The following is a 13005-nucleotide window of genomic DNA, read 5'->3' on the forward strand; positions in this document are numbered from 1 at the left end:
TTATTTGACATTTTTACTCAATATGATATAACTATAAATGTTAGGCCTAAAGCAAAGTAATCAACTAGGAATAATATATTTTATAAAGGGGCTAGATGATGGGAAGAGAATTTGTCGATATCTTTGATGGATGGGCACACTCTTATGACGCTTCGGTTTCTGGTGAAGATCCAGAATATCGTGATGTATTTGAAGGATATGAAACTATTTTAAGAGAAGTTGCAAATCGTGTTTCTGGGACAGTGGTCGAATTTGGAACCGGTACTGGTAATTTAACAGCAAAGCTAATAGAGGAAGGAATTTCGGTTATTGGTATCGAACCTAATACGAAGATGCGAGAATTAACTGCAAAACGATTTCCCTCTATTAAGGTCATAGATGGAGATTTACTTCAATTTAATAGTGAAAGTGAACGTATAGATGCAATTGTCAGCACGTATGTATTTCATCATTTAACGGATGAGGAAAAGGGAGTAGCTTTAAAGAAATATGCAGAGCTTCTTTCAAAAGAGGGAAAGATTGTTTTTGCTGATACTGTTTTTATTACTGAAGAAGCTAAACAAGACCAAATTGAAAAGGAAAGAAACCGTGGTTTTAATAATGTGGCAGACGATTTAGAACGAGAATATTATACTACGATTCCAATACTAACAAAATTGTTTGAAGAAGCTGGATTTCAAGTTAGTTTCACAAAAATGAATGATTATGTTTGGTTGATGGATGCGACTAAAAGATAAGGAGCTAGTTCATATGAAAAAAATGAATGTAGAAAGTTTTAATTTGGATCACACAAAAGTAGCAGCACCATTTGTACGTTTAGCAGGTACTAAAACGGGAGTTCATGGTGATGAAATTTTAAAATACGATATTCGTTTTAAACAACCAAATAAAGAACATATGAAGATGCCGGGATTGCATTCCTTAGAGCATTTAATGGCAGAAAATATCCGAAATCATACAGAACAAGTAGTAGATATTAGTCCAATGGGATGTCAAACTGGGTTTTATTTATCTGTTATTAATCATGATAACTATGATGAAATTTTAGAAATTATTGAAAAGACGTTGAAGGATGTATTGGAAGCGACTGAAGTCCCAGCATGTAATGAAGTTCAATGTGGTTGGGCAGCAAGCCATAGTTTAGAAGGGGCAAAAGAAATTGCTTCTGAGATGCTTGCTAAAAAAGGTGAATGGCGACAAATTTATAAAGAGGAAGCGTAATGAAAGTATTTAGTAGTGTTCATGAATTGATAGGCAATACACCGGTTGTAGAAATAAAACATATTCCTATTCCAAATAATTGCCGGATTTTTGCAAAGCTTGAATATTTAAATCCAGGAGGAAGTGTAAAGGATCGTCTAGGTGTTTCGTTGATTGAAGATGCGGAGCAATCAGGAAAACTTTTGCCAGGAGGAACTATTATTGAGCCAACTGCAGGAAATACAGGAATTGGAATTGCACTTGCTGCAGTAGGAAAAGGGTACAAAGTTATCTTTGTTGTCCCTGAAAAATTTAGTGTTGAAAAACAAACACTGATGCGTGCGCTTGGTGCAGAGATTATAAATACAGATACTGCGCTTGGAATGAAAGGTGCTATTGATAAAGCAAGCGAATTAGTAAATAAGATTTCGAATGCTTTTTCACCATCTCAATTTTCAAACCCAGCTAATCCTGCTACGTATACAAAAACACTTGGTCCTGAAATATGGAGTGATTTAGATGGTCAAATTGATGTATTTGTCGCTGGTGCAGGTTCAGGTGGAACGTTTATGGGAACATCAAATTATTTAAAGTCGCAAAAAGCTGACATTAAAACAGTAATTGTGGAGCCGGAGGGTTCTATATTAAACGGTGGAGAAGCAGGAACCCATTTGACCGAAGGAATCGGAATGGAATTTTTACCGAACTTTATGGACCAATCGTTTTTTGATGCAATACACACGGTTAGTGACCAAAATGCATTTAACCAATTGCAGGCGTTGTCCAAAGAAGAGGGACTTTTAGTAGGGAGCTCTTCAGGAGCAGCTTTTTATGCTGCACTTAAGGAAGCTGAAGTTGCGAAAAAAGGAAGTCATATTGTCACGATTTTTCCCGATTCTAGTGAACGCTATTTAAGTCAGAGAGTATACGAATTGTTCAAGGAGGAGAAATAATAGATGCGCGCAAAAACGAAGCTTATTCATGCTGGAATTGTTGGGGACGAAGCAACTGGAGCAGTGTCCACACCAATTTACCAAGTGAGTACCTACAAACAAGAGGCAGTTGGAAAATTTAAAGGGTATGAATATTCACGTACAGGTAACCCTACTCGACATGCTCTAGAGGTCTTAATCAGTGATTTAGAGAGTGGCGTTGCCGGATTCGCTTTTGCTTCTGGTATGGCTGCTACAAGCTCTGTTATGATGCTTTTCAGTAAAGGTGATCACGTTATTTTAACAGATGATGTATACGGTGGTACATACCGTGTCATTTCTAAAGTATTGAACCGTTTCGGGATCGAGGCAACTTTTGTAGATACAAGTGATATATCCAAAGTGGAAGCAGCAATTTTAGAAAATACAAAAGCTATTTTCCTAGAAACACCAACTAATCCTTTATTGAAAATTACAGATATTGAAGCAATTGCTAAGCTTGCAAAGGATAAAGGATTGCTGACTATTGTGGATAATACATTTATGACACCTTATTTCCAACAACCAATTGAGCTTGGTGCAGACATTGTTGTTCATAGTGCAACGAAATATATTGGTGGACATAGTGATGTTGTAGCTGGGCTAGTTGTAGTAAATTCTGAGCAGCTTGCTACTGATTTGCACTTTGTACAAAATTCAGTAGGGGCAGTACTAGGACCACAAGACTCCTGGTTATTAATGCGTGGTATTAAAACGCTTGGTCTTCGGATGGAAGAACATCACTTGAATGCTCAGCGAATTGCAGAGTTTTTAAATAATCACGATGGTGTTAAAAAGGTATATTATCCTGGTTTAGTGAACCATACTGGGCACGAACTGATGAAGAAGCAAACAACTGGCTTCGGAGGGATGATTTCTTTTGATGTGGGTAGTGGAGAAAAAGCAGATGAGTTATTAGCGAAGCTTCGTTACTTTACATTAGCAGAAAGTTTAGGAGCAGTAGAAAGCTTGATTTCTGTTCCAGCAAGAATGACCCATGCATCGATTCCATCTGAACGACGTCAAGAATTAGGCATTACGGACGGCCTCGTTAGAATTTCTGTAGGGATTGAAGATGTAGAAGACTTGTTAGAAGATTTAACACAAGCATTAGCGTAATGATTATATTGTATTGGTACACCACTTAAGAATGGTGTGCCTTTTTTGTTGCTTGAAAGAGATAGATAAAGAGGTTTAGTTGGAAAAATTAGAGGGTTAGTTGGAAAAAACAACAATTTAGTTGGAATATAGAGAGTTCAAGTTGGAAAAACATATATTTTAGCATCGTATTGTAACTAATTTATTTCTGAAAACGACTTATAGATAAACGGTGGCAAGGAGAATCAGATGAAAAAAATATGCATATTGCTTATCTGCAGTCTTATTATGGTATCTTGTAATTCTATATCACAGCCTTTTTCGCATACTATTATTGACTGGGTTGATTTTGTAAAGATTAATGGCAAGGAATATGAAGCACTTTATAGTGTAATTATTGCCGATCCAAAAAATATAGGGGAAAAAATAGGAGAAGTAAAATTTAAAGTTTCCGATAATGTTTCGAACCCTAGTTATCGTACGAAAGATGGAGATGCTGCATTTTGGAATAAGGGAACTGAAATATTTAGTGTGATAGACAGAGAGGACCTTATCGCTATTCAGGATAAAAATAGTATAAATGGTTACAGGATTTATTATTCACGTTCAGAGGATAGTAATTTTAATTATCATTACAAAGATATAAATTTAGAATCCATCAATAAAATTGAATTATACGAAGGTAATAATCCAATACTCATTAATAGTTTAGAAGATGAGACAGAAATAAATGATTTATTATCTATTCTAAATGAAGGTACAGTAAGTTCCTCATTTTCACCAAACACAACTCACGGGGATCCAGCAACCTATCAAATAGTTCTTTACAGCGAGGAAGAAATTGGATATTACTATTCGTTATTTTTTGACGGCAATGTTTGGTTTTGGCATCCTTGGGATACATCTATAATTTCCAATGAGATAGAGCTTTATTTTAATTGAGTACCGATTTAGGTGCTCTCTTTTTATTGAAATAGAAAAGGAAAAAATACTTTTTTAGAGAATATATTATAGTTAGAGGAGTGAAAATCGTGAGCAAGCATTTATTATCTGTATCAATTGTTTTATTGAGTATAGCCATTTGTTTCTTGGCATATCAAATTGGAAATACCCACACTCCTAACGAGGTGAGTGAACCAGTACATAATATTGAAATTTCTGAGAGGGGATTACTTACATCAGAAGAAGTAGCAGTATATTTAAGTATGGATGTAGAGCAGTTTAAGAAATTAATAAAGCAGCAAAACTTGAAAAGAGCGCAACTTTCGAGCTACGATACGTATACTTTTATTCCTTATATTCAAATGAATGGATAACAGTATTTCACTAAACAACAAGTAGATGAATGGATAAATTTCAACATAATGAATGGAGAAAATATTCATTTTTGAGAGAAATAGTGGCTTTTCGTTGCTATCGGACTTTCCTGAGTTTAACTCAGGAAACTAGAAATAACGAAAAAAAGGGAAATAAGGTATCTATGATGACCTATTCCCTTTTACTATAAAAACTTTTATGGATATTCAGCAATTAAACATGTTTTACCAAAAAAATGCTGAAGCAAGTACGACTCCGGTAATTGCACCTAGAGCGATACCAAATCCAAACCCAAATCCTTCTCCAAAAAATCCTAATCCATAGCCACCCAAATTGTCATCAGGTCGTATCCAGACCGTATTTCTACTTACTCTCGTTACTTCTCCCACATGAACACTACCATCTCGGCAAGTAATTCGCACCCTTTTTCCATAATATCTACAACAAAGATTGAAAACATCAGAATTGTTCATTTTTCTCCTCCTCTCATAACAAAATTTACATATAAGTATGTTCTATAATTTATGCCATTGATAATGTTACATAATAGACAAGTGTCTATAGAAGGAAGAGAGATCGCTTAGTAATTTCATGTTCTATAAAACAATAAGAGAACTCAAAACATATGATATAAGACAAATAAATAAAAAGGATGAGATACGATACATGCCGGTTATTCAAACACAGAATTGGCTTAATAAATTTGTGGATGTATGTGAGGAGCGGTCTGGAAAAGGTTCATCATACATCCAACAAGAGATAATTTGTAATCCTATCATGAAATTACTTCCTAAAATAAGTCCAGAAGTATGGCAATATGAACTCTTAAGACATGGATTGTTTGAGCCTAATGAGTGGATGAACATTGAAAACACAGTAAAAGAATTGGAAGCACAGAACGTATGGGAAATTGTAAAGCAAGAATATCAATTTCTAAAAAAATTATGGAATGGTCCAAAGGTTTCCATCTATATTTTTCCTATAAAAAGAGCAAGTCTAAAATCAGGAGAACAAATACCTAAAAAAAATGGAGTAGCATATAAAGGATTATTGTTTTTATTTATGTCTACTGAGCTTTCAAAAGAAGAAATAAAAGCATTATTTGCGCATGAGTATAACCATGCTTGTAGACTAAACTTTTTAGATTTGACTCCTGATAAAATTCCTTTGAAGGATTCTCTGATCATTGAGGGATTAGGGGAGTATGCAGTTAAAGATCTATATGGTGAGCAGTGGCTAGCTCCTTGGACTAATCTGTATTCACCTGAAGAGGTTATGGATTTATGGAAAAGCCAGTTTGTACCTTCGTTAAATGTTAGAGGGCTAAAAAATCATCAGCTTTTCTTATACGGTAAAGCAAGAAGCCGATTTCCTAAATGGATTGGATATTATTTAGGTTATCAAATTGTCGATACATTTCAAAAGATGCAAGGACCTTTTCAAAAAAACGAGTTATATACAAAGTCATCCAAAGAAATAATAGCTGGTTCAAAATTTCCGATTTAACAGGGTGTTATAGGAAGTTATGTTTCTAATCTAATTAAACAAGAAATTATGAAAGATGACATATAAATGCACGAAAGCCGAGAATATGAGGGTTTTGAAGTAAAAACTGGTTATGTTCATCCCATAAATCAAAGAAATCTGTATTTATGTTAGCTGATTGATTAATGTCATCTATTTCACTTTGAATCAGACCCGAGGGGGTATTGATACTATTAATTTGAGTGAATCCAGCTTGCTGCAAATGAGCGATCCACTCAGCTGCATTTAAAATTGTATAGATGCCATATAGGCTGCATATTCTTTCTTGCAATTCTTCTGATAAACACTGCTCAGCTGTCATTTCAATCAAAATCAACTTCCCCTCACTTTTTAAAACTCTTGAAAGTTCATTTAACGTCTTTGTTATGTCAGTAAAAACGATAACAGATTCGGCTATAATTAAATCAAAGGAGTCATCCACAAAATCCAAGTTTTGTGCGTCTCCTTTCCTTACTTTTAATTTGTTTTCGTTTGAAATGAATCGCTCCCTAGCTTTTTCTATCATAATGGGGTGATTATCTATCGCAGTCACGTTACAATCAAATTTTTTCGCTATATAAGCTGCAGTTTGTCCCGTTCCACAACCTATATCAAGAACAGATCCAGTTGGAAGAATATTCTCATCTTCCAATATAGATTGGGTTAAAGCAAAACCTCCTGGATGCGCACCACCAATTCCAAAATAAGCTAATAAATCTAAATAAGCATTAGACATAAGACATCCTCCTATTTATTAATATATCTAGTGTATGCTTTCAATCTATTATGTACCTGTATAGCTGGTATTGATGTGCTTTTAATGAACTTAACAACTTTGCTTCTATCTTCTCTACTTTTTATTGGATTTTAAAAGGGAAAAATACTAGTTTTGTAGAATATTTGTGGAAAGGGTTTGGATACAAGGGAGAAAATGCTAAATAAAAAATATTTTTATGGAAGGGAAGTTATATGAGACAATTAAATGAGAAAATTGATTTTCGAGCATATGTAGAAGATGATTTTGAAAGTATTCATCTATTAAATATACAGGAAGAATGGAATAATCTTGTTGCTAAAAAGGAAGATACAAAAAATGCATGGAGTCATTCAAATGTAGCATTTGTTGCATCTGCCAATGGTCGTATAATTGGCTATATAAGAGGAATAACAGATGGTTATATTTCACTTTTAGTTTGTGAGCTAGTGATTGATCAAAATTACCGTGGATTAGGAATTGGAACAGATTTATTGAAATATGTACATAATCTTTTTCCAAAAACACGAATGGAGTTACTTGCTTCTAGTTCTTCCCGCACATATTATGAGGGTCAAGAATTTAGGAATTTCTACGGGTATCGAAAAACGTTCGAAGAATGGTGATATTTTTATATGAGAGAAAAGAAAAAAAAGAGTAAGGTTGGATTATTTAAAAGCATTATGATTGAGATTAGAGATTCCATATTATTTGAAGTAATTTGGAACATAATCGCCTTCTTACCTAGAGTGATGTTTAGATTATGGAAGAATTTTTATTAGTAGTATTCGATTTCTTAAATATATAATTTAAAGGAGAAAACATATGAAAAAATTAATAGAAAAAAATGAGTATGCACCATATTATTCACCTTATGTGGATTTAGTTTCAGAAGGGAATATTATTGAAATTTTAGAGAAACAAATAGAAGAAACTAGTACCTTTTTAAAAAATATATCTGATCAACAAGCTCTATTCCGATATGCTCCTGAGAAATGGAGTATAAAAGAAGTGATTGGACATATGGCAGATACAGAGCGAATAATGGCATATCGACTTCTTTCCTTTGCACGAGGTGAAACCAACTCTCTACCTGGTTTTAGTGAAATGGAATATGTTCAACATGCATTTTTTGATAAGCAGTCAATCGATGATCTTATCGAAAATTTGATAGTAGTCCGCCAATCAACTATCCAACTTGTTAAGAGTCTATCTAATGAAGCGTTACAACGTCGTGGGATAGCAAATAATCATGAAATAACAGTTCGGGCTCTTATTGTCATTATCACAGGGCACGAACTTCATCATGGAAACATATTAAATGAACGATACATTAGTTCCGATTCCTATCCAAGAAAATAGTAACTATTGGGTTGGTAGTAAACGAAAGGTTGTTTTTATATAAATGGATATATTAATTGAGTTATTAAAAGAGAAAGATGCTGAAGATTTATTAAAATTTGAACTTGAAAACAGAGCTTTTTTCGAAGAGATGGTACCTTCTCGTGGCGATGATTATTATAATCCTCAGATATTTAAAGAAAGACATAAAGATTTATTAGAAGAACAGGAACAAGGGGTTTCTTATTTTTATTTAATAAAGAATCTGGAGGGTTCTATTCTTGGTAGGATAAATTTAGTGGATATCGATAAATCACTCAAAGAGGCTTATCTCGGTTATCGAGTGGGACAAGTAAACACTGGAAAAGATATTGCCAACAAAGCATTGAAATTATTAATAGATAGTTTGAAGGAAAAAAACATCAAAACAATGATAGCTAAGACTACTACTAATAACATAGCATCCCAAAGAGTTTTAGAGAAAAATGGATTTCTGGAATTTGTGAATGGAGAGCATGAAAAACAAGATGACAAATTAAAATTTCTCTATTATTCTTGGACAATTAATAAAGAACGTTCATATTAAATGAACAACCTTAATTAGTTATTTCACTACTGAATTTAAAAATAAAAAGTGTCTTTTTCTACAAATAGTGTAGAAAGAGACACTTTTTATTTTGGTAATTTAAGTTTCTTGAACTATTTAATTATATGCAAACAGAAGTCTAAATCTGCTTGTAAGTGTGTTTCCATCAGTTTTTTAGCTTTTTCTCCATCTCTTGATTTGATAGCTTCATATATTTCCTCGTGTTCATCGATAAGATGTGGTCTTTTATAAAGAACTACCGTTTTTCGAAACAGATAAATAATTGATTTCATTCGATCGATTGTTTCTATCATAAGCGAGTTACCACTTGCTCTTACAATTATCTCGTGAAAAAGCTCATTTGCCTCCATAATCTCTTCTGTTTTTCCTTCTCTTCCAATTTTAATGCAGCTTGAAAGAGCTTGTAGATCATCTTCTGGTAAATACATTGCTGCTGATTTTGCAGAGAATCCTTCGAGCAGTATTCTTACTTGAAATAAGTTGCGTAAGTCTTTCTCCGTCGGTTGTACTACTTTTTTATTGACGATAAGACCTTCATTGCTTAGTTGACGAAGAGACTCTCGAATTGGCGTACGGCTAATTCCTAATTCTGCTGCAAGTTTTTCTTCTACAACTTTTGTTCCACCTGGTAAATCACCATTTAAGATTCGGTCCCGAATAACTTCATATGCTTGTTGATAGGCAGAGCGAGAATTTGTATTGTGTTGGATCATATTTTTCACTCCTAATTGTTTCAACCTAATACTATAAACTTATCAAAAAGTGATTAATAAAGAAAGGTTAGTTATTAGTATCACCTATTTTGTATACAAGTATGATTAAAATGTATACAAAAATTAAATTATAGTATACAATAACTTTTGTGCAGTTCTTTTGCAAACGGTTTCATTTTACAACAATTGATAGCATTGATAGAGCAATAAAGGGAATATTAATCGAATTAGGAGGGATTTACGTGGGTAAAAAAGTTGGTTTTATTGGTTTAGGAATAATGGGTAAACCTATGGCGTTAAACTTGTTAGCAAAAGGATACGAGTTAATCGTAAACGACTTAAATAAAGAAGCGGTACAGACATTAGTAAATGCTGGGGCGACATTTGGAGAATCAGCGAAAGTAATCGGAGAAAATAGTGATGTAATTATTACTATGCTACCTGCTTCACATCATGTGAAACAAGTAGTTTTAGGTGAAAATGGAGTGCTTAGTGGAGCGAAAAAAGGTTCGGTCATAATGGATATGAGTTCTATTTCACCAGTTGTATCTAAAGAAATTGCTGCTGAAGCAGAACAAAAAGGAGTAGAAATGATTGACGCTCCTGTTAGTGGTGGGGAACCAAAAGCAATTGACGGAACGCTTGCAATTATGGTCGGTGGTAAAGAAGAAGTGTTTGAACAAGTAAAAGATATTTTACACGCTATGGGTGCAGAAGTGACTTTAGTTGGAAGTAATGGTAGTGGGACAACTGCTAAATTGGCTAACCAAGTAATCGTTAACTTAAATATTGCAGCTATGTCAGAAGCTTTAGTTTTAGCTTCAAAAGCAGGAATAGATGTTGAAAAAATGTACCAAGCGATTCGTGGAGGTCTTGCAGGAAGTTCGGTACTAGATGCTAAAGTTCCATTAATCTTAGATCGCAATTTTGTTGCAGGTGGAAGAATAGACATTAACATGAAGGATATAACGAATGTTATGGAAACAGCGCATAATTTGGATGTTCCAATGCCATTATCTAGCCAGTTGCTTGAAATTTTCCATGCGTTAAAAGCAGATGGAAAAGCTGCGGATGATCACGGTGGAATCGTTCAATATTATGAAAAACTTGCAAATATCCAAGTAGGGAGAGTTTAAGAAATGACCACAATCGATAGCACTCAAAAGCGATTGGCTCAAGAGGTCCTAGGTAACATAAAGGAAGTAAATGCATCAGCAGTTAAAGAAATGCTTATAAATGGACTTCGTGATTTAAATAAAAAAATTATTGTGTTAGATGATGATCCAACAGGAGTTCAAACCGTACATGGTATTTCAGTATATACCGATTGGTCAGTTGAAAGCATTGAAAAAGGTTTTCTAGAAGAAAATTCGATGTTTTTCTTATTAACTAATTCTAGAGGTTTTACTGCAGCTGAATCAGATAAAGCACATACAGAAATTGCTAACAACATTGTGCAAGTAGCAAAGAAAGTGGACAAGGAGTTTATCGTAATCAGCCGTGGAGATTCCACACTGAGAGGTCATTACCCGCTAGAAACGGAAGTCTTAAAATCTACAATCGAGGCATCATCAGACATTCACTATGATGGGGAAGTGATTCTACCGTTTTTTAAAGAGGGCGGACGTTTCACAGTAGACAATATACATTACGTACAGTATGAAGAGAGCTTAGTGCCCGCTGGAGAAACTGAGTTTGCAAAAGACAGAACATTCGGCTATACCAAATCTCATCTAGGAGAATGGGTGGAAGAAAAAACAGAAGGTCGGTTTAAATCTGTTAATGCAACCTATATTTCATTAAATAGCCTACGTGCCCTTGATATAGATGGAATTACAGAGCAATTGCTTCAAGTGAGTGATTTCAATAAAGTTGTCGTCAATGCAGTAGATTACGTGGATGTAGAAATTTTTGTTGTTGCACTTGTGAAAGCGATGAAAGCAGGAAAGCAATTCTTGTTCCGAAGCGCTGCTGCACTTACAAAAGTAATTGGCGGAGTGAGTGATAAAGCACTTTTAACGAGAAAAGAATTGATTCGTGAAGAAACAAATCACGGTGGTTTAATCATAGTAGGTTCACACGTTAAGAAAACAACAGAACAACTAGAACAATTAAAAACAAGTGATTTCATTGAATTTATTGAATTCGATAGTCATCTCGTTTTACAACCGGACCAGTTCCAAACAGAAATTGACCGAGTGATTGAATCGGCAGAAAGTCTGATCCGTGAAGGTAAAACAGTTGCTATTTATACTAGACGTGAAAGATTGGATCTTGGTGAAGGCAAAAAAGAAGAAGAGTTAAAACTATCTGTCAGAATATCAGATGCTGTAACAAGCTTTGTGCAAAGACTAAGTGTTCGTCCAAACTACATTGTTGCCAAAGGTGGAATTACTTCTAGTGATATTGGAACAAAAGGTCTTGAAGTAAAAAGAGCAACTGTAGCAGGGCAAATTCAACCAGGAATTCCTGTATGGATCACTGGAGAAGAAAGTAAATTCCCGGGTATCGCATACATTATTTTCCCAGGTAATGTAGGAGCAGTTACAACGTTAAAAGATACAGTTGGTATCTTAAATAAATAAGTAGTGTTCATCTATAAAAAGGGGATATCTAATAATGTTGGTAAATACAAAAAAAATACTAAAGGACGCACAGCGTGGAAAATACGCTGTCGCTGCCTTTAATGTATACAACCTAGAGACGGTTCAAGCTGCAATACATGTGGCAGAACGAGAAAATCAACCAGTTATTATTGCACTAGGAGAACGTTATTTTTCGACTGTAGATGTGGAAGGGTTTTCTGCACTTGTCAGAGCAATAGCTGAAAAATCTTCTATTCCAGTTGCGCTACATCTGGATCATGCCTATGAAAAAGAATCCATTATACGTGCAATACGCTGTGGCTTTACTTCTGTCATGTTTGACGGTTCAGCATATGAGATAGATGAAAATGTACGCCGCACAAAAGAAATTGTAGAAATAGCACATATGGCAGGTGTATCAGTAGAGGCAGAAATAGGTTCGTTGGCAAAAGGTGATTTCTCTGATGAAGAAGAGGGAGACGGAACGTTAACGGATCCTAAAGCTGCAAAAGAATTTGTAGATGCAACCGGAGTTGACTTTTTGGCTGCTGCTATAGGAACCGTACATGGTATGTATAAAGGAGAGCCGAAAATCGATCTTCCCCTTTTAGAGAGAATACAACAGGCTGTCGAAGTTCCTCTAGTATTACATGGTGGCTCAGGGACTCCAAATGAAGTTATTAAGGAAGCAATCCAACTTGGTATTTGTAAAGTCAACGTGAATACAGAAGTTTCTATGGCTGCTGTTTCATTACTTAAAGACTATTTTGATACGCAACATATTGCTCACCTTTCCACTGTTATGGCAGATATGCAACAAGCGATGGAATCTGTCATGACTAAATTCGTTCAAGTATTTGCAAATAAAGAAATTAGTTAAAACAGACACAAAATT

General features: G+C 34.7%; 16 protein-coding genes. 13 read left to right on the top strand and 3 right to left on the bottom strand.

The window, feature by feature from the left end; all coding sequences use genetic code 11:
- Positions 1-98: 98 nt before the first annotated feature.
- The 6 genes from AN959_RS16990 to AN959_RS17015 all read left to right on the top strand — a co-directional run bounded on the left by AN959_RS16990 (position 99) and on the right by AN959_RS17015 (position 4585).
- Positions 99-737: a class I SAM-dependent methyltransferase gene (locus tag AN959_RS16990; protein ID WP_056832501.1), complete on the top strand. Its 639-nt coding sequence runs from the start codon at positions 99-101 to the stop codon at positions 735-737.
- Positions 738-750: 13 nt separating this feature from the next.
- Entirely contained in the window at positions 751-1221 is a 471-nt protein-coding gene (locus AN959_RS16995) for an S-ribosylhomocysteine lyase (protein ID WP_056832504.1), read from the top strand.
- Positions 1221-2153, top strand: a complete 933-nt coding sequence (locus AN959_RS17000; protein ID WP_056832506.1) for a PLP-dependent cysteine synthase family protein — start codon at positions 1221-1223, stop codon at positions 2151-2153. The genes AN959_RS16995 and AN959_RS17000 overlap by 1 nt, the downstream gene beginning before the upstream one ends.
- Positions 2154-2156: 3 nt before the next feature.
- Entirely contained in the window at positions 2157-3290 is a 1134-nt protein-coding gene (locus AN959_RS17005; protein WP_056832508.1) for a bifunctional cystathionine gamma-lyase/homocysteine desulfhydrase, read from the top strand.
- Positions 3291-3518: 228 nt separating this feature from the next.
- The gene (locus AN959_RS17010; protein WP_056832511.1) at positions 3519-4211 is read left to right on the top strand and encodes a hypothetical protein; all 693 of its coding nucleotides are present in this window, start codon (positions 3519-3521) and stop codon (positions 4209-4211) included.
- A gap of 89 nt (positions 4212-4300) precedes the next feature.
- Positions 4301-4585: a hypothetical protein gene (locus tag AN959_RS17015; protein ID WP_056832513.1), complete on the top strand. Its 285-nt coding sequence runs from the start codon at positions 4301-4303 to the stop codon at positions 4583-4585.
- A gap of 225 nt (positions 4586-4810) precedes the next feature.
- Here AN959_RS17015 and AN959_RS17020 read toward each other — a convergent pair whose 3' ends face one another.
- Positions 4811-5059: a hypothetical protein gene (locus AN959_RS17020; protein ID WP_053588377.1), complete on the bottom strand. Its 249-nt coding sequence runs from the start codon at positions 5057-5059 to the stop codon at positions 4811-4813.
- Between the two features lie 193 nt (positions 5060-5252).
- Here AN959_RS17020 and AN959_RS17025 point away from each other — a divergent pair, with 193 nt between their 5' ends.
- Positions 5253-6092 carry a DUF2268 domain-containing protein gene (locus AN959_RS17025; RefSeq protein WP_056832516.1) on the top strand — a complete coding sequence of 280 codons (840 nt, stop codon included), beginning with the start codon at positions 5253-5255 and terminating at the stop codon, positions 6090-6092.
- 46 nt (positions 6093-6138) lie between these two features.
- Here AN959_RS17025 and AN959_RS17030 read toward each other — a convergent pair whose 3' ends face one another.
- Positions 6139-6846, bottom strand: coding sequence for a class I SAM-dependent methyltransferase (locus tag AN959_RS17030; protein WP_056832518.1), 708 nt, complete (start codon positions 6844-6846; stop codon positions 6139-6141).
- Positions 6847-7079: 233 nt separating this feature from the next.
- Between AN959_RS17030 and AN959_RS17035 the strand changes: the two genes are divergently transcribed.
- From AN959_RS17035 to AN959_RS17045, 3 genes are all read left to right on the top strand, one after another.
- A complete protein-coding gene (locus tag AN959_RS17035) occupies positions 7080-7490 on the top strand; it encodes a GNAT family N-acetyltransferase (protein ID WP_053588380.1) in 411 nt (136 codons plus the stop codon).
- A 199-nt stretch (positions 7491-7689) separates the two neighbouring features.
- On the top strand, positions 7690-8226 hold the full coding sequence (locus AN959_RS17040; protein ID WP_056832520.1) for a DinB family protein: 537 nt from the start codon (positions 7690-7692) through the stop codon (positions 8224-8226).
- 43 nt (positions 8227-8269) lie between these two features.
- The gene (locus tag AN959_RS17045) at positions 8270-8791 is read left to right on the top strand and encodes a GNAT family N-acetyltransferase (protein ID WP_056832522.1); all 522 of its coding nucleotides are present in this window, start codon (positions 8270-8272) and stop codon (positions 8789-8791) included.
- Between the two features lie 113 nt (positions 8792-8904).
- Here AN959_RS17045 and AN959_RS17050 read toward each other — a convergent pair whose 3' ends face one another.
- A complete protein-coding gene (locus tag AN959_RS17050) occupies positions 8905-9525 on the bottom strand; it encodes a GntR family transcriptional regulator (RefSeq protein ID WP_056832525.1) in 621 nt (206 codons plus the stop codon).
- 242 nt (positions 9526-9767) lie between these two features.
- Here AN959_RS17050 and garR point away from each other — a divergent pair, with 242 nt between their 5' ends.
- Genes garR through AN959_RS17065 form a run of 3 tightly spaced genes read left to right on the top strand, consistent with a single transcriptional unit; the run spans position 9768 to position 12990 of the window.
- Positions 9768-10661, top strand: a complete 894-nt coding sequence (gene garR / locus AN959_RS17055) for a 2-hydroxy-3-oxopropionate reductase (RefSeq protein WP_053588384.1) — start codon at positions 9768-9770, stop codon at positions 10659-10661.
- A gap of 3 nt (positions 10662-10664) precedes the next feature.
- Positions 10665-12110 carry a four-carbon acid sugar kinase family protein gene (locus tag AN959_RS17060; protein ID WP_056832527.1) on the top strand — a complete coding sequence of 482 codons (1446 nt, stop codon included), beginning with the start codon at positions 10665-10667 and terminating at the stop codon, positions 12108-12110.
- Between the two features lie 34 nt (positions 12111-12144).
- Positions 12145-12990 (top strand): class II fructose-bisphosphate aldolase, encoded by an 846-nt coding sequence (locus AN959_RS17065; protein ID WP_056832529.1) that lies wholly within the window; start codon positions 12145-12147, stop codon positions 12988-12990.
- Positions 12991-13005: the final 15 nt, after the last annotated feature.

The organism is Psychrobacillus sp. FJAT-21963, assembly GCF_001420585.1.
Classification (GTDB): Bacteria; Bacillota; Bacilli; order Bacillales_A; family Planococcaceae; genus Psychrobacillus.